This window comes from Agromyces aurantiacus (assembly GCF_016907355.1).
GTDB lineage: Bacteria > Actinomycetota > Actinomycetes > Actinomycetales > Microbacteriaceae > Agromyces > Agromyces aurantiacus.
Window position 1 is genome coordinate 710,440 of record NZ_JAFBBW010000001.1, and the last position, 16,022, is coordinate 726,461.

Annotated in this window: 15 protein-coding genes; 3 read left to right on the forward strand and 12 right to left on the reverse strand. The window is 71.9% G+C overall.

The features are described from left to right. Positions 1-166: 166 nt before the first annotated feature. Positions 167-838 (reverse strand): M23 family metallopeptidase, encoded by a 672-nt coding sequence (locus tag JOD46_RS03385; protein WP_204391671.1) that lies wholly within the window; start codon positions 836-838, stop codon positions 167-169. Between the two features lie 183 nt (positions 839-1,021). Here JOD46_RS03385 and JOD46_RS03390 point away from each other — a divergent pair, with 183 nt between their 5' ends. Next, a complete protein-coding gene (locus tag JOD46_RS03390) occupies positions 1,022-1,378 on the forward strand; it encodes a hypothetical protein (RefSeq protein WP_204391672.1) in 357 nt (118 codons plus the stop codon). Between the two features lie 24 nt (positions 1,379-1,402). On the opposite strand, the gene JOD46_RS03395 is transcribed toward JOD46_RS03390, so the two are convergent. Both JOD46_RS03395 and upp read right to left on the reverse strand, forming a co-directional pair. Beyond that, the gene (locus JOD46_RS03395; protein ID WP_204391673.1) at positions 1,403-2,191 is read right to left on the reverse strand and encodes a winged helix-turn-helix domain-containing protein; all 789 of its coding nucleotides are present in this window, start codon (positions 2,189-2,191) and stop codon (positions 1,403-1,405) included. Between the two features lie 523 nt (positions 2,192-2,714). Further along, positions 2,715-3,347: a uracil phosphoribosyltransferase gene (upp, locus tag JOD46_RS03400; RefSeq protein ID WP_204391675.1), complete on the reverse strand. Its 633-nt coding sequence runs from the start codon at positions 3,345-3,347 to the stop codon at positions 2,715-2,717. 49 nt (positions 3,348-3,396) lie between these two features. Here upp and tadA point away from each other — a divergent pair, with 49 nt between their 5' ends. Beyond that, complete coding sequence (gene tadA, locus JOD46_RS03405; protein WP_204391677.1) at positions 3,397-3,876, forward strand: tRNA adenosine(34) deaminase TadA; 480 nt, start codon at positions 3,397-3,399, stop codon at positions 3,874-3,876. Between the two features lie 411 nt (positions 3,877-4,287). Here the strand turns inward: tadA and JOD46_RS03410 are convergent, their stop codons facing one another. Continuing rightward, positions 4,288-5,037 carry a glutamine amidotransferase-related protein gene (locus tag JOD46_RS03410; protein WP_204391679.1) on the reverse strand — a complete coding sequence of 250 codons (750 nt, stop codon included), beginning with the start codon at positions 5,035-5,037 and terminating at the stop codon, positions 4,288-4,290. Beyond that, complete coding sequence (locus JOD46_RS03415; protein WP_204391680.1) at positions 5,034-5,996, reverse strand: cation diffusion facilitator family transporter; 963 nt, start codon at positions 5,994-5,996, stop codon at positions 5,034-5,036. Before JOD46_RS03415 ends, JOD46_RS03410 begins: the two co-directional genes overlap by 4 nt. 23 nt (positions 5,997-6,019) lie before the next feature. Here JOD46_RS03415 and proC point away from each other — a divergent pair, with 23 nt between their 5' ends. Beyond that, the gene (gene proC, locus JOD46_RS03420; protein ID WP_204391681.1) at positions 6,020-6,883 is read left to right on the forward strand and encodes a pyrroline-5-carboxylate reductase; all 864 of its coding nucleotides are present in this window, start codon (positions 6,020-6,022) and stop codon (positions 6,881-6,883) included. Here proC and rlmC read toward each other — a convergent pair. The 7 genes from rlmC to kdpF all read right to left on the reverse strand — a co-directional run bounded on the left by rlmC (position 6,880) and on the right by kdpF (position 15,841). Continuing rightward, positions 6,880-8,013 (reverse strand): 23S rRNA (uracil(747)-C(5))-methyltransferase RlmC, encoded by a 1,134-nt coding sequence (gene rlmC, locus JOD46_RS03425; protein ID WP_204391682.1) that lies wholly within the window; start codon positions 8,011-8,013, stop codon positions 6,880-6,882. The genes proC and rlmC overlap by 4 nt on opposite strands. Positions 8,014-8,022: 9 nt before the next feature. After that, positions 8,023-8,706, reverse strand: a complete 684-nt coding sequence (locus tag JOD46_RS03430; protein WP_204391683.1) for a response regulator — start codon at positions 8,704-8,706, stop codon at positions 8,023-8,025. After that, entirely contained in the window at positions 8,703-11,186 is a 2,484-nt protein-coding gene (locus JOD46_RS03435) for a DUF4118 domain-containing protein (protein ID WP_204391684.1), read from the reverse strand. The genes JOD46_RS03430 and JOD46_RS03435 overlap by 4 nt, the downstream gene beginning before the upstream one ends. A 4-nt stretch (positions 11,187-11,190) precedes the next feature. Further along, the gene (kdpC, locus tag JOD46_RS03440) at positions 11,191-11,802 is read right to left on the reverse strand and encodes a potassium-transporting ATPase subunit KdpC (protein WP_204391685.1); all 612 of its coding nucleotides are present in this window, start codon (positions 11,800-11,802) and stop codon (positions 11,191-11,193) included. A gap of 103 nt (positions 11,803-11,905) precedes the next feature. Next, on the reverse strand, positions 11,906-14,074 hold the full coding sequence (gene kdpB, locus JOD46_RS03445) for a potassium-transporting ATPase subunit KdpB (RefSeq protein WP_204391686.1): 2,169 nt from the start codon (positions 14,072-14,074) through the stop codon (positions 11,906-11,908). Between the two features lie 3 nt (positions 14,075-14,077). Further along, entirely contained in the window at positions 14,078-15,751 is a 1,674-nt protein-coding gene (gene kdpA, locus JOD46_RS03450; protein WP_204391688.1) for a potassium-transporting ATPase subunit KdpA, read from the reverse strand. Beyond that, positions 15,752-15,841 (reverse strand): K(+)-transporting ATPase subunit F, encoded by a 90-nt coding sequence (gene kdpF / locus JOD46_RS03455; RefSeq protein ID WP_133988535.1) that lies wholly within the window; start codon positions 15,839-15,841, stop codon positions 15,752-15,754. Between the last annotated feature and the right edge of the window lie 181 nt (positions 15,842-16,022).

Here is a 16,022-nt window from a genome sequence, read left to right on the forward strand (position 1 = left end):
GCCCTTGCACCAAGAGTGTCCTGCAATCACATTCCGCACCGGCCGCCACAGCAAACAACCGGTGCACGACGAATATATAACGGATCGGTAACAGGCGCTAGATCCGTGTGCCCCGAATGCGGGGGAATTTCCTGAGCGCCGCCCGCCCGCGCCATCCGCTCGGCCCTCACGCGGGAGCCGCGACGTCCTCGACGACCTCGGATTCCGCGGGAAGGCCCACGACGACCTGCCCGTCGTCGCCGTGCCGACGGAAGCGGAAGGCGATCGGCAGCCCGCGCGCCCGCGACCAGTCAATCGAGTCCGCCGCCTGCACGTGCACGTGCGGCTGCGTGCTGTTGCCCGAATTGCCGCACTCGCCGAGCTGCTCGCCTGCCGAGACCACGTCGCCGACCGCGACGCGGACCGAACCGCGGCGCAGGTGCACCAGTGCGACGTACGGTCCCTCCGGCCCCAGGGCGAGTACCACGTGGTTCCCCGCAATGGCGGCCGGACCCCGGCGCACGCGGCCGGCCTGCCCGAGCATGTAGCCGACGAGCGCGAGCTGGGAGCGCCGCGCCTCGTGATCCTCCTCGCCGTCGTGCACGGCGACGACCGTGCCGGCGACGGGTGCGAGGATCGGCTGCCCGAAGCCGACGAACGCCTCGGGCCGTTCGACGGCGAGCAGGCTCCGCCAGCCGGCCGGCGCGGACCGGCCGCGCTCGTCGACCGCGATGAAGTCGATCGCGTAGGTCGTGCCGAGTGCGTGCGTACCGTGGCTCGGCACCCGGCGGGCCGGGCTGTTGCGCGCGAGCCAGCGACCCCGGAACGGCAGCTCGAGCACGATCGGCGTCGTCGTCATGCGGGCCTCCTCGGGAGCGTCATCCCATGCTGGCCGAGACGGGCGGATGTCGCGACCCCCGTCGCCCCCGAGCGAGCCGGCGACGAGCCCCGCCGCGCCGGCGCGAACCGACGTGATTGGGCGGGACCTCCGGCCCGGCCTGCCGGCGGCGAGCGGCGCGATGCTTGGGTCCGGGAGGTGCCCATGTCGACATCGCAGGGAACGCAACGGGACCGGGGGCGGATCGCGGTCATCTGGGCCTGGGTCTGCATCGCCCTCGTGCCCGTGGCCTACGTGGTCGCGACCCTCGTCGGCGGCGCGATGCTCGCGCTGGCGGGCGTCGACGAGGGCAGCACCGTGCGGCCGCCCACGGCCATCGTGCTGCCGATCGGGCTCGTCTCGATCGCTGTGCTCATCGCGCCCCCGGTCGCCGCGATCGTGCTCGGCATCCGCGCGGCGCGGCGCGGACACGGCAGCGGGGTGGTCGCGGCCGTGCTCGGCGCCGTCGTCGTCACGCTGGCGATCGTGCTGAACTTCCTGCCGTTCGCGATCGGCGCGTGAGGCGCGCCGCCGCGACGGATCGGATCAGAAGACGTCGGGGCTCGGCGTCGACGCCTGGCGGATCGAGACGTCGGCGTGGCGGTCGAAGCGGTAGCCGACGCCCCGCACCGTGCGGACGATGTCCTGGTAGTGCGCGAGCTTGGCGCGCAGGCGGCGCACGTGCACGTCGATCGTGCGCTCGTTCGGCACCTCGTCGTCACCGGCCCACAGCCCGTCGATGAGCTCGTGGCGGTCGATGGTGCGACCCTCGCGGAGCACGAGGTACTGGAGCAGCTCGAACTCCTTGTAGGTCAGGCCCGCGGCCTCGCCGTCGAGCAGCACGCGCTTGCGCGAGATGTCGATGATGACGCCGTCGGGGTGCCGGTCGGCGTCCTCGCGGAGTCCGCCCTGCGACTCGCGCTGCTTGGCGAGGGCGGTCGGGTCCTGGAGCGCGAGGCGCACGACGTCGACGTCGCGACCGCCGGCGCCTTCGGGGGCCAGCGCCACGGCGGCGTAGGTCTCGGCCGACGGGGCCAGCTCGGCGGTCAGGTTGCGGATGGCCTCCACGAGGCGGTGCAGCGTGGTGCCGTCGGCGGCGGCCTTGGCCTCGTCGAGGCCGACGTAGAGCACGAAGCCGCGGGCCTCGGTTCCCTCGGGCACGGCGCGGACACGCGGCTGCGCCGGTGCCGGCGCCGGCGCCGGGGAGGCGGGCGCCGCCCCGGCCGGAGCCGCGATGGGCGCCGCGGCGCGCGGGGCGTGGGGCGCGTACGCGGCCGGGTGCGCCGGACGGACGCTGGGGTGGGTCGGACGAGCGGGAGCGAGAGCGAGAGACATGGCGGTTCCTTGTGCTGGAGTGCGTCGACGACCCCGATCGGGGTCGAGAGCGAAGGCCGATGACGGCCGGGGAACCCGGGACGGACGTCGGGTTCGATGGAGCCGCGACGATCGGGATCGGATCAGTCGCGTGACTCGGCGGAGGGTTCGCTGGTCAGCGGCACATTCGACAACACATGGACGCACGCGCCGACATCATGATGTCGGCGATCCCGTTCACCTCGCGGGTGGTCAGGATGCGTGCGGTGTCAGTCATGAGCGAAAGTCAAACCCAGGTTCGAGGATGTGTCAAACCGTGACGATCGCGTGACGGCGCATGACGTCGCACGCGGTGCGCGAGCAACGGGCCGCGTCGGGGAGGTCCCGTCGAAACCGGGCATGGTGAAGAAGATCCTTCGACGCAGGATCAATTCCTCGAATTCTGCAATTCCAAACGCCGCACGGCGTGTCTCACGGCGAAGATCCTTCGACGTGAGCGAGCGGTCATGCGCTGGAAACGCGCGATGGCCCGCGGGCCAGCGCCTTAGACCGTGCCGTACAACCGGTCGCCGGCATCGCCGAGGCCGGGCACGATGTAGCCGTTCTCGTTGAGGCGCTCGTCGACCGCGCCGAGCACGATCGAGACCTCGCGGCCGTGCAGCGCCTCCTCGACGGCCTTCAGCCCCTCGGGGGCCGCGAGGATGCAGATCGCCGTGACATCCGTCGCGCCGCGCGCGAGCAGGAACTCGATCGCCGCGGTCAGCGATCCGCCGGTCGCGAGCATCGGGTCGAGCACGAAGCACTGCCGGCCGCTGAGGTCGTCGGGCAGGCGCTCGGCGTAGGTCGTCGGCTCGAGGGTCTCCTCATTGCGGGCCATGCCGAGGAAGCCCACCTCGGCGCTCGGCAGGAGGGTGACCATGCCGTCGAGCATGCCGAGCCCGGCGCGCAGGATCGGCACGATCAGCGGCTTGGGGTCGGCGATGCGAACGCCCGTGGTGGGTGCCACGGGCGTCACGATGTCGACGGGCTCGACCCTCACGTCGCGCGTGCCCTCGTAGGCGAGCAGCGTCATCAGCTCCTGCACGAGCGAGCGGAACACGGGCGACGGGGTGTTCACGTCGCGCAGCACCGTCAGCTTGTGGGTGATGAGCGGGTGGTCGGCAACGTGGACTCGCATAGGCTCGAGTCTAGTTGCGGGGGTCGCGCCCGCGAGAAGGAGCGAGCGGATGCCGGTGCAGCTGCCCGAGCACACGGCCTGGATGCGGCTCGCGCTCGCCGAGGCATCCGCCGCCCTCGCCACCGGCGATGTGCCCGTCGGCGCGGTCGTCGTACGCGACGGGCAGGTCATCGCGACCGGACGCAACGAGCGCGAACTGCACGAGGACCCGACCGCGCACGCCGAGCTCATCGCGATCCGCGACGCCGCGCGCGCGACCGGCGACCGGCACCTGACCGACTGCACGCTCGTCGTCACGCTCGAGCCGTGCGTGATGTGCGCGGGCGCGATCGTCGCGGCGCGCATCCCCACCGTCGTCTTCGGCGCGTGGGACGAGAAGGCCGGCGCGGCCGGATCGCTCTACGACGTGCTCCGCGACCGGCGGCTGAACCACCGCGTCGAGGTCTACGCGGGCGTCGAGGCCGACGCCGCCTCGAGGCTGCTGCTCGACTTCTTCGCCGATCCGGCCCGCCGTCCGGTCGCGGACTGAGTCGTCGCGCGTCCCATATCGGCCGGGCCTCACATGAGGCGGCGTTGACCTGACGCTGGTCCCGTTCCCGGCTTGGCGGCGTTTCCGGCGAGCCCGTGCCAGCTGCTTCGCCGCGGCGCAGCGTTTCCGGCGGCTCGTGTCGACCTGGCCTCATATGAGGCTGCGTTGACGTGACGCTGGTCCCGCTCCCGGCGTGGCGGCGTTTCCGGCGAGCCCGTGCCAGTCGGGCCTCATTTGAGGCGGCGTTGATTTGACGCTGGTCCCGCTCCCCGGTTTGGCGGCGTTTCCGGTGGGCTGGTGTCGACCTGGCCTCATTTGAGGCTGCGTTGAAATGACGGAACTGGAAACGTCGGCCGCTCGCGCGGCGTGCGTCGGCCGCTCGCGTGACGTGCGTCGGCCGCCGCGTCGCGATCAGCCGGCGAGGCGAGTCGGCAGACGCCGCGCCGCGAGCCCGTCGAGGAACTCGCCGATGATCGCGCGCGACGCCGCCTCGGCGTCGGGCCCGCACGACGTCTGCAGCTCGCGCATGCGCTCGACCGTGAGGTCGTACTCGGGCAGCTCGTCGCCCCAGGCCGCAAGCCAGTCCTCGTGGATCGCGGGGGTCACCTCGGGATGGAACTGCACCGCGAGCATCCAGTCGCCGCGGCGGAACGCCTGGTTGGCGTACTCGGGCGACGAGGCGAGCCGCTCGACGCCCTCGGGCAGGTCGAACGTGTCGCCGTGCCACTGCACGAAGCGGATGCCGCGGGCGTGGCGCACCGGCGACGCCCCGCCGGCGTCGGTCACGTCGACGCCGAGCCAGCCGACCTCCTTCCGCGGACCCTTGTAGACGCGCGCGCCGAGCGCGGCGGCGAGCAGCTGCGCGCCGAGGCACACGCCGAACACCGGCGCCTCCGCCGCGATCCGCTTGCGGAGCAGCTCGATCTCGTGGCCGACGTACGGGTAGACGTCGGCCTCGTACGCAGCCTCGTCGCCGCCGAGCACCACGAGGACGTCGGGCGCGAGCGCGTCGATCGCCGTGACGTCGGCGCGCGGGGCGTCGACCGTCACGACCTCGTAGCCGTGCTCCTCGAGCACCGGACCGAGGTTGCCGAGGCCGATGGCCGAGTCGTGGCGGAGGACGAGCGCGGTTGGGCGGCGGCCAGCCGCGACATCCGTCATTCGAGCCCCTTGATCACGATCGCGTCGGTCGGCGGTGCCTGCTCGTTCGGATCGACGTAGACGTCGGGTTCGAGGTAGATCACGCGCGCGGCGGGCACAGCGGTGCGGATGCGCTGCTCGATCACGTTGATCGCCGTCGACACCTCGGCCAGGCTCTCGCCGCCGTGGAAGCCGAGCTTCGCCGCGACCATGAGCTCGTCGGGCCCGAGATAGAGGGTCTTCATGTGGATGATGCGCTCGGCCTCGGGACCCGCGAGGATCGCCGTCTCGATCCGGCCCAGGTCGCCCTCGGTGGCGCCTTCGCCGACGAGCAGGCTCTTCGTCTCCATGCCGAGGATGATCGCGACGACGATCAGCAGCGTGCCGATCATCAGGGTGCCGATCGCATCGAAGATCGTGTTGCCCGTGATGGCCGTGAGCCCCACGCCGAACAGGGCGAACACGAGGCCGAGGAGCGCGGCGACATCCTCGAGCAGGACCACCGGGAGTTCGGGCGCCTTCGCCCGGCGCACGAACTGGACCCAGGTCTGCGTGCCGCGGATCTGGTTCGACTCCTTCACGGCGGTGCGCAGCGAGAACGACTCGAGCGCGATCGCGATGACGAGCACGACGATCGGCACCCACACGTTCTCGAGCTCATGGGGGTGCTGGATCTTGTCGACGCCCTCGTAGATCGAGAACAGGCCGCCGACCGAGAACAGGATGATCGAGACGACGAAGGCGTACACGTAGCGCTCGCGGCCGTAGCCGAACGGATGCGAACGGTCGGCGTCCTTCTTCGCGCGGCGGCCGCCCACGAACAGCAGCAGCTGGTTGCCCGCGTCGGCGACCGAGTGCACCGCCTCGGCGAGCATCGACGCCGACCCGGAGACGAGCCACGCGATGAACTTCGTCAGGGCGATGCCTGTGTTCGCGAGGAATGCCGCCAGGATCGCCTTCGTGCCGCCGGATGCGCTCATGCGCCAATCCTAGGATGGTCGCCATGACCTCCCGCCAGCCGGCTGACCGGCCGATCGAGCTGCCCGCCATCGCCTTCCTCGGCGCCGGATCCATGGCCCGCGCGATCCTGGCCGGGCTGCTCCAGCCGCACGTGACGGTGGCCGGCGGCATCCGGGCCACCAACCGCAGCGCCGTGCGCGCGGCCGAGTTCGACGACGAACCGCGCGTCACGGCGTACGCGACCGAGGCGGATGCCGCGGCCAACCGTCGCGCGGTCGCCGGCGCGAAGCTCGTCGTCGTCGCGGTCAAGCCCGCGATGGTGCCCGACCTGCTCGACGAGATCGCCGACGCGCTCGAGCCGGGCGCGGTCGTGGTGAGCGTCGCCGCGGGCGTCACGGTCGCGACGTTCGAGGCGCACCTGCCCTCGCACGTGTCGGTGATCCGCACGATGCCGAACACGCCCGCGGTCGTGGGGCGCGCGGTGACCGGGGTCTCGGCGGGCACGCGCTCGAGCGAGGAGGACCTCGCACTCGTGGCGTCGCTGTTCGAGACGGTCGGCGAGGTGCTCGTCGTGCCCGAGTCGCAGCTCGACGCGCTCTCGACGATCTCGGGCTCCGGCCCCGCGTACGTGTTCCTGCTCATCGAGGAGTTCACGAAGACCGCGATCGCGAAGGGCTTCACGCCCGAACAGGCCGCGACCATGGTGCAGGGCACGTTCCGGGGCGCGAGCGAGCTGCTCGCGGCATCCGCCGACGACCCGGCCGAGCTGCGACGCCGGGTCACGAGCCCGAAGGGCACGACCGAGCGCGCGATCGCCGTGCTGCAGGAGGCCGACCTCGCGGCGCTGTTCGACCGCGCGACCGACGCGGCGCTCGCCCGCGCGCGGGAGCTCGCCGCCGGCGCCTAACCGGTGCGCTCGAGCAGCACCATGACCTCGAAGTGCGTGGTCTGCGGGAACATGTCGAACACGCGCGCCTTCACGGGTCGCAGCGACGGCATCGCCGCGAGGTCCTTCGCGAGCGAGGCGACGTTGCACGACGAGTAGAGCACGTGCGCGGCATCCGACCGCTCGAGCCAGCCCGCGAGCTCGGCGCCGATGCCGCGCCGGGGCGGGTTCACGACCACGAGGTCGGGGGCGGATGTCGCGGCGAGCGCGAACGAGGTCGCGTCGCCGGCGGCGAAGCGCACGCGTGAGAGCGCGGCATCCGTTCGGCTCAGCTCGGCGCTCGCGACCGCCTCGACGCTCGTCTCGATGCCCGTCACGTCGGTGCGGCCGTCGGGGTCGGCGAGGTGCAGCGCGAAGCCGCCGACGCCCGAGTAGAGGTCCCAAGCCTCCTCGGGCGCGAGCTCGCGGATCCACGCGCGCGCCTCGGCGTACAGCGCCTCCGCGATCGCGGTGTTCGTCTGGAAGAAGCTCTGCGGGCGCAGGTGCATCGTCACGTCGTTGAGCCGCATGGGCAGCGTGTCGGCGTCGGTGAGCACGACCTCCTCGGCGCCCTCGAGCACGGCCTTGTGCTCGGGCAGCAGGTTCCCCGTGACGACGCGTGCCTGCGGCAGCTCGGCGAGGAGTGTCGGCAGGTGCTTCCGCATGCGCGCCAGCGGCTCGGTCGAGCGCAGCACGAACCGGACCATGAGCTCGCCGTCGGGCGACTCGGTCACGATGAGGTGCTTCAGCTCGCCGCGCCGGGCGCCCACGTCGTACGGCGCGATCCGCGCGAGCGTGATGAACCGGGCCAGCACGGGGAACGCGGCGCGGTGCCCCGGTGAGCAGATGCCGCACGCCTGCAGGTCGACCCCGTACCCGTCGGCGTCGAGGATGCCGATCGTCGGCGCGTCGACGGTGCCGCCGACGACCATCTTCGCCTTGTTGCGGTAGTCGCGCTCCCCGCTCGCGACGGGCGGCAGCCAGGCGGGAACGTCGTACGGCGCGAGCAGCTCCTCGGCGTGCGCCTGCTTGTCGGCGAGCTGCTGCGGGTACGGCCGGCCCATGAGCGAGCACGACCGGCATCGCCCCGCGTCGAAGTACGGGCACTGCACCCGTCAAGGCTACGGCTCGAAGCGGTAGCCGAGTCCCGGCTCGTTGAGGAAGTGGCGTGGCTCGGATGGCACGGGCTCGAGCTTGCGCCGCAGCTGGGCGACGTACAGGCGTAGGTAGCCGGCGTCGTTGGCGTGGTACGGGCCCCATACGTCCGAGAGCAGCATCTGGCGGGTGAGCAGCTTGCCGGGATTCCGGAGGAAGAGCTCGAGCAGGCGCCACTCCGTCGGGGTCAGGCGCACCGCGGTGCTGCCGTCGGCTCGACGGACGGTCTTCGCGGCGAGGTCGACGGCGAGATCGCCGATGCGGGTCGCAGCGGCGTCGTCGCCCGGTTCATCGGATGTCGCGCGGGCGCGGGCGCGGATCCGGGCGAGCAGCTCGTCCATCGCGAAGGGCTTCGTCACGTAGTCGTCGGCGCCGGCGTCGAGCGCCTCGACCTTCTCGGCCGAGTCGGTGCGGCCCGACAGCACCACGATCGGGACCTTCGACCACGCGCGCACGGCCCGGATGACGTCCATGCCGTCGACGTTCGGCATGCCGAGGTCGAGGAGGATCAGGTCGGGGTGCGCGTTCGCCGCGAGGTCGATCGCCTCGGCGCCGTCGCGTGCGGCGAGCACCTCGTACCCGCGTGAGCCGAGGGTGATGCGCAACGCCCGCTGCAGCTGCGCGTCGTCGTCGGCGACGAGGATCCTCACGACGCCTCCTCGGCGATCGGGAGCGTGACGACCATGGTCAGGCCGCCGCCGGGCGTGTCCTCGGCCTCGAGGGTGCCGTCCATGCCCTCGGCGAACCCCTTCGACAGCGCGAGTCCGAGCCCGAGGCCCGTCTCGTTGTCGGTGTCGCCGAGCCGCTGGAACGGCGTGAACACCTGATCGCGACGCTCCGCAGGGATGCCCGGACCGCGATCGGCGATGCGGAGTTCGGTCCGCCCGCGGAACGAGCTCGCCGACAGCCGTACGCGCTCGCCGTCGGGGGAATGCCGCACGGCGTTCGCGAGCAGGTTCACGACGACGCGCTGCAGCAGGCCCGCATCCGCGAGCACGGGGAGGGTGTCGTCGGCGAGGTCGAGCTCGATGTCGCCCGGACCGAGCCCGAGCTCGTCGAGCGCGGGGAACACGACGTCGGCGACGTCGGTCGGTGCGAGGGTCACGGCGAGCGCGCCGGCCTGCAGCCGGCTCACGTCGAGCAGGTTCGTGACGAGGGCCGCGAGCGACTCGAGGCTCTCGGCGGCGGTGTCGAGCAGTTCCACGCGCTGCGCGGGAGGGATGGCGAGGTCGGGTGATCGCAGCGCGCTGATCGCCGCCGAGGCCGACGTCAGCGGGCGGCGAAGGTCGTGCCCGACCGCCGCGAGCAGGGCCGAGCGCACCTTGTCGGCTTCGGCGAGCTCGTCGGCGGCCTCGGCGGCGGTCGTGAGGGCGCCGTGCTCGAGCGCGGCGTCGAGCTGGGTCGCGATCACCTGGAGCAGGCGGCGCTCGGATGCGGCGAGGTCGGGTCCGTGCAGTTCGAGGACGCCGTGCGCACCGATGGGGAGCGTCGTGACCCGATCGGGAGCGGCGGGCTCGCCGTCGGTCACGAGCGGCTGGTCGTCGACGAGGAGGCGCACGCCGGTGAGGTTGAACGCCTCCCTGGTCCGCGTGACCATGGCCTGCAGCGCGTCCTCGCCGCGCAGGACGCTCCCGGCGATCGTGGCGAGCAGCTGCGACTCCGCGGCGGCCCGGCGGGCCTCGCGCGTGCGGCGCGCCGCCTGGTCGACGACGTAGCTCACGAGGAGGGCGTTGAGCACGTAGAAGACGAGCGCGAGGAACTGCCGGGGCTCGGCGATCGTGAGCGTGTACAGCGGTTCGATGAACAGGAAGTTCAGCGTCAGGCCGGAGAGCACGGCGGCGAACAGCCCGGGCCAGATGCCGCCGACGAGTGCGACGATGATGACGAGGAGCTGGTAGGCGAGCACGTCGCTCGTGATCGACGCGTCGGTGTGCAGGCTCGACAGCAGCCAGCTCAGCAGCGGGCCCGCGATCAGCGCGAGCGCGAAGCCGGCGATGAGCCGCTGCCGGCTCAGGGCGCCGCCGAGGCGCGGCAGCGAGAAGTCCGATCCCGCGGCGGCGTGCGTCACGATGTGCACATCGATGTCACCCGACTCGCGGATGACCGTCGCGCCGATGCCGGGGCCCGTGAACGCCGCGGCCAGCCGGGAACGGCGACTGACGCCGAGCACCAGCTGCGTGGCATCCGCGCCCTTCGCGAAGTCGACCAGCGCCCGCGGAACGTCCTCGCCGACGACCTGGTGGAACGTGCCGCCGAGCTGCTCGACCAGGGCCCGCTGGCGGTCGAGGGCCTCCGGATGCCGCGCCCGCAGCCCGTCCGGGTTGGTCACGTGCACCGCGAGGAGCACGCCCCCCGACGAGCGGGCCGCGATCCGCGCCCCGCGACGCAGCAGCGTCTCGCCCTCGGGTCCGCCCGTCAGGGCGACGACGACGCGTTCGCGCGCCTCCCACTTGCGGTCGATGCCGTGTTCGGCGCGGTAGGCCTTGAGCGCCTGGTCGACCTCGTCGGCGAGCCAGAGCAGTGCGATCTCGCGAAGCGCCGTGAGGTTGCCGAGGCGGAAGTAGTTGGACAGCGCCGCGTCGATCCGCTCGGCGGGGTAGACGAGCCCGGTGGCGAGGCGATCGCGGAGCGCCTGCGGGGCGAGGTCGACGACCTCGATCTGGTCGGCGTCGCGCAGCACGGCGTCGGGGATGGTCTCGCGCTGCTGGGCTCCGGTGATCTCGTACACGACGTCGCCGAGCGACTCGATGTGCTGGGTGTTGACCGTCGAGATGACGTCGATGCCGGCGCCGAGGAGCTCGTCGACGTCCTGCCAGCGCTTCTCGTGGCGGCCGCCGGGCGCGTTGGTGTGGGCGAGCTCGTCGACCAGCGCGATCTCGGGCGTGCGGGCGAGCACGGCGTCGAGGTCCATCTCCTCGAGGCGGAGCCCGCGGTGGGTCTCGGTGCGACGCGGCACGACCTCCAGCCCGTCGACCATCGCGGCCGTCGCGGCGCGGCCGTGCGTCTCGACGAAGCCGACGACGACGTCGCGGCCCTCGTCGCGGAGGCGTCGACCCTCCTCGAGCATGGCGTAGGTCTTTCCGACGCCCGGAGCGGCGCCGAGGAGCACTCGAAGCCGCCCCCGTCTCATAGCGTCAGTCTCCCATCTCGGCCAGCGCGAGGTTCAGTGCGAGGACGTTGACCGTGGGCGCGCCGAGGTACCCGAGGTCGGGCGCCTGGATGTGGTCCTCGACGAGTGCCCGGACGTCCGCCTCGTCGAGTCCGCGGGCGTCGGCGACCCGGCCGACCTGGAGCAGAGCGTACTCGGGGCTGATGTGCGGGTCGAGGCCGGAGGCCGACGCCGTGACGGCGTCGGCGGGCACGTCGTTCTCGTCGACGCCCTCGAGCTCGGCGGCCGCGGCCTTGCGCTCCTCGATCGCGGCGATGAGGTCCTCGTTCTCGGGCCCGAAGTTGCTCCCGCTCGATGCCCCGCCGTCGTAGCCGTCGCCCGCCGCCGACGGTCGCGACTGGAACCACTCGGGCAGCGGCGCCCCCGAGGCATCCGTGAACGACTGCCCCATGAGGGCGGAGCCGACGACGTCGCCGTCGGCGTTCCGCACGAGCGAGCCGTTGGCCTGCGCGGGCAGCCCGATCTGCGCGATGACGGTGATCGTGAGCGGATAGGCCAGGCCGAGCACGGCCGTGAAGACGAGCAGGGCGCGGAGCGCGACCCAGTGGGTGCGGACCGTCTGGCGTGTGGAGGTCATGTGGTGCGTTCTCCGTTCGGGTGACGTGCGCTGCGCCGGTTCGGCGTCCGTTGCGCCGGTGAGCGTGGCGCGCTGCGCGGGGAAGTGGCGCGGAGGGCAGACATCAGAACCCCGGGATCAGGCCGACGGCGAGGTCGATCAGCTTGATGCCGACGAACGGGGCGATGATGCCGCCGAGGCCGTAGACCAGCAGGTTGCGGTTCAGGATGGCCGTCGCGCCGAGCGGACGGTAGGCGACGCCGCGCAGGGCGAGCGGGATCAGGATGACGATGATGATCGCGTTGAAGATGATCGCGGAGAGCACCGCCGAGGCCGGCGAGCTCAGTTGCATGACGTTGAGGGCCGCGAGGCCGGGGAAGACCCCCGCGAACATCGCCGGGATGATCGCGAAGTACTTCGCGACGTCGTTCGCGATCGAGAAGGTCGTGAGCGCCCCCCGCGTGATGAGCAGCTGCTTGCCGATCCGGACGATGTCGATGAGCTTGGTCGGGTCGGAGTCGAGGTCGACCATGTTGCCGGCCTCCTTCGCAGCCGACGTGCCCGTGTTCATCGCCACGCCGACGTCGGCCTGCGCGAGCGCGGGCGCGTCGTTCGTGCCGTCGCCGGTCATCGCCACGAGGCTTCCGCCCTCCTGCTCGCGGCGGATCAACGCGAGCTTGTCCTCGGGCGTGGCCTCGGCGAGGTAGTCGTCGACGCCGGCCTCGGCGGCGATCGCCTTCGCGGTCAGCGGGTTGTCGCCCGTGATCATCACCGTGCGGATGCCCATGGCGCGAAGTTCGGCGAACCGGTCGACGAGGCCCTCCTTCACGATGTCCTTGAGGTGGACGACGCCGAGCACTCGGGGCGCGCCGCCGGCGTCCGCGATCGCGACGACGAGCGGCGTGCCGCCGTCGGTCGAGATGGCGTCGACGCGCTTGCGGAGCTCGTCCTCCACGCTCGACGGGATGCGGGCGCGCTCGGCGACCCACGCGGTCACGGTCGAGCCGGCGCCCTTGCGGACGACGGTGCCGTCCGCGAGGTCGAGGCCCGACATCCGGGTCTGCGCGGTGAAGGGCACGACCTCGCCGGCCGGCGCGGCATCGAAGCGGATGCCGCGGCTCGCCGCGAGGTCGACGATCGAGCTGCCCTCCGGCGTGGGGTCGGCGAGCGACGCGAGGGCCGCCGCACGGACCAGTTCCGCCTCGTCGACGCCGTCGAGCGCGACGAACTCGCTCGCCCGCCGGTTGCCGTAGGTGATGGTGCCGGTCTTGTCGAGCAGCAGGGTCGTGACGTCGCCCGCGGCCTCGACCGCGCGGCCCGACATGGCGAGCACGTTCTGCTGCACCAAGCGATCCATGCCGGCGATGCCGATGGCCGAGAGCAGGCCGCCGATCGTCGTGGGGATGAGGCAGACGAGCAGCGCGATGAGCACCGGGACGCTGGCGGGCGACGCCGCGTACGACGCGATGGGGTTCAGCGTCAGGACGACGACGACGAAGACGATCGACAGGCTCGCGAGCAGGATGTTCAGCGCGATCTCGTTCGGCGTGCGCTGCCGGGCCGCCCCCTCGACGAGCGCGATCATGCGGTCGACGAAGGTCTCGCCGGGCTTCGAGGTGATGCGCACCACGATGCGGTCGGAGAGCACGCGGGTTCCGCCGGTCACCGCGCTGCGGTCGCCGCCCGACTCGCGCACGACCGGCGCGGACTCGCCGGTGATCGCCGACTCGTCGACCGACGCGATGCCCTGCACGATGTCGCCGTCGCCGGGGATGAGGTCGCCCGCCGACACCACGACGACGTCGCCGAGCCGCAGGTCGGCGCTCGCGACATCCGCCAGCAGGGCTCGCTCGGCGGCCGGGTCGCCCGTCGCGTCGTAGTCCCGCACGACGTGCGCGACGGTCGTCGTGCGCGTCTTCCGGAGCGTCTCGGCCTGCGCCTTGCCGCGGCCCTCGGCGACCGACTCCGCGAGGTTGGCGAAGATGACGGTGGCCCAGAGCCAGCCCGCGATCGCCCACGTGAAGCTCTCGGGCACCTCGGTGCCGCCGGATGCCTCGGGGCCGCCGAGGAACGGCTCGGCGATCGCGATCGCGGTGGTCAGTGCCGCGCCGATCTCGACGATGAACATGACGGGGTTGCGCCACATCTCGCGGGGATCGAGCTTGCGCAGGGCGCCGGGCAGGGCGGCGAGGAGCTGCCGCGGCCCGAACGGGGCCTTCGGCTTCGGATGCCGGTGCGGCGCGTGCTCCTCGATCGGTGCGCCCGACGGGCTGGGAACGGTGATGGTGGACATGGATCAACTCAGCCCTTCCGCCAGTGGACCCAGCGTGAGAACGGGGAAATAGGTGAGGGCGGTCACGAGGACCGTCACGCCGGCGAGGAGGCCGACGAACTGCGGTCGGTGCGTCGGCAGGGTGCCCGAGGTCGCTGGAACCTTGTCCTGCGCGGCGAGGCTGCCGGCGAGGGCCAGCACCAGCACGATCGGCACGAAGCGCCCGAGCAGCATCGCGACGCCGAGCGCGGTGTTCAACCACGGGGTGTTCGCGGTGAGGCCGGCGAATGCCGATCCGTTGTTGTTCGCAGCGCTCGTGAACCCGTAGAGCACCTCCGACATGCCGTGGACGCCCGGGTTCCAGATCGAGACGTCCTCGACGTCCTGGCGGACGCCGGGGATCGCGAAGCTCAGGGCCGTGCCGGCGAGCACGAGGGTCGGCGTGACGAGGATGTAGAGGCTCGCGAGCTTGATCTCCCGCGGACCGATCTTCTTGCCGAGGTACTCGGGCGTGCGGCCCACGAGGAGGCCGGCGATGAACACCGCGATGACCGCGAGCACGAGCATGCCGTAGAGGCCCGATCCGACGCCGCCGGGGGCGACCTCGCCGAGCATCATGTTCAGCATCGGGATCATCCCGCCGAGCGCGGTATAGGAGTCGTGCATGGAGTTCACGGCGCCGGTGGACGTGAGCGTCGTGCTGGCCGCGAACAGCGTCGACCCCAGGATTCCGAACCGCTGCTCCTTGCCCTCCATCGCCGCACCGGCGAGCTCCGGTGCGGTGCCGTGACCGGCCCACTCCAGGGCGCTCAACGCGACGAGCGAGACGACGAAGAGCGACGCCATGGCTGCGAGGATCGCGTACCCCTGTCGGTTCGAGCCGACCATCCGCCCGAACGTGCGCGGCAGCGAGAACGGGATGGCGAGCAGCAGCACGATCTCGAACAGGCTCGTCCACGCGCTGGGGTTCTCGAACGGATGCGCGGAGTTGGCGTTGAAGAACCCGCCGCCGTTGGTGCCGAGCTCCTTGATCGCCTCCTGCGAGGCGACCGGTCCGCCGGGGATCACCTGCGTGCTCCCGGCGAGCGTCGTGATCTCGGTGAAGCCGTTGACGTTCTGGATCACGCCACCGACCAGGAGCACGATCGCGGCGATGAACGCACCCGGGAGCAGGAGCCGGAACGCGCCGCGCACGAGGTCGACCCAGAAGTTGCCGATGGTGCCCGCACGACGGCGGGCGAACCCGCGGACGAGCGCGATCGCCACCGCGATCCCGACCGCGGCGGAGACGAAGTTCTGCACCGCGAGCCCGGCGAACTGGACCGTGTAGCCCATCGTGAGCTCGGGAGAGTACGACTGCCAGTTCGTGTTCGTGACGAACGACGCCGCGGTGTTGAACGACAGCCCCTCGGGCACGGCGGGAAGCCCCAGGGCGTACGGCAGCACCGCCTGGATGCGCTGCAGCGCGTACAGCAGCAGCACGCCGACGAGGCTGAACGCGAGCACGCCGCGCAGGTACGCGGGCCAGGACTGCTCCGACGACGAGTCGACGCCCACGAGCCGGTACACGACGCGCTCCGAGCGCCAGTCGCGGTCGGACGTGTAGATCCGCGCCATCCAGTCGCCGAGCGGTCGGGAGAGCAGGGCGAGGATCAGGACGAGGGTGGCCGCCTGCAGGACGGCCAGGAAGACCTCCACCTAGAACCTCTCGGGCCGGATCAGGGCGTACACGAGGTACGCGACGGCGGCGAGGCCCAGGGCGGCGGCGAGCAGCTCGAAGACGATCACAGCTTCTCGACCCCCTTCGCGATGAGGCCGACGATGAGGAACGTCAGGCCGATGACGGCGACGTACACGAGGTCGAGCACGATGACTCCAGTGGATGCGGTTCCGCGGCCCCGTTCGCGGCCGGCGGGCAGCGGTGCGCTGCGATTCGATGCAACACCCGGCGGATGTCGCGGGCGCGGGT

Bases quoted from the DNA above. Each gene is read 5' to 3' on its own strand.
- JOD46_RS03385 (WP_204391671.1), bottom strand. From the start codon at position 838: ATGACGACGACGCCGATCGTGCTCGAGCTGCCGTTCCGGGGTCGCTGG.
- JOD46_RS03390 (WP_204391672.1), top strand. From the start codon at position 1,022: ATGTCGACATCGCAGGGAACGCAACGGGACCGGGGGCGGATCGCGGTC.
- JOD46_RS03395 (WP_204391673.1), bottom strand. From the start codon at position 2,191: ATGTCTCTCGCTCTCGCTCCCGCTCGTCCGACCCACCCCAGCGTCCGT.
- upp (WP_204391675.1), bottom strand. From the start codon at position 3,347: ATGCGAGTCCACGTTGCCGACCACCCGCTCATCACCCACAAGCTGACG.
- tadA (WP_204391677.1), top strand. From the start codon at position 3,397: ATGCCGGTGCAGCTGCCCGAGCACACGGCCTGGATGCGGCTCGCGCTC.
- JOD46_RS03410 (WP_204391679.1), bottom strand. From the start codon at position 5,037: ATGACGGATGTCGCGGCTGGCCGCCGCCCAACCGCGCTCGTCCTCCGC.
- JOD46_RS03415 (WP_204391680.1), bottom strand. From the start codon at position 5,996: ATGAGCGCATCCGGCGGCACGAAGGCGATCCTGGCGGCATTCCTCGCG.
- proC (WP_204391681.1), top strand. From the start codon at position 6,020: ATGACCTCCCGCCAGCCGGCTGACCGGCCGATCGAGCTGCCCGCCATC.
- JOD46_RS03435 (WP_204391684.1), bottom strand. From the start codon at position 11,186: ATGAGACGGGGGCGGCTTCGAGTGCTCCTCGGCGCCGCTCCGGGCGTC.
- kdpC (WP_204391685.1), bottom strand. From the start codon at position 11,802: ATGACCTCCACACGCCAGACGGTCCGCACCCACTGGGTCGCGCTCCGC.
- kdpB (WP_204391686.1), bottom strand. From the start codon at position 14,074: ATGTCCACCATCACCGTTCCCAGCCCGTCGGGCGCACCGATCGAGGAG.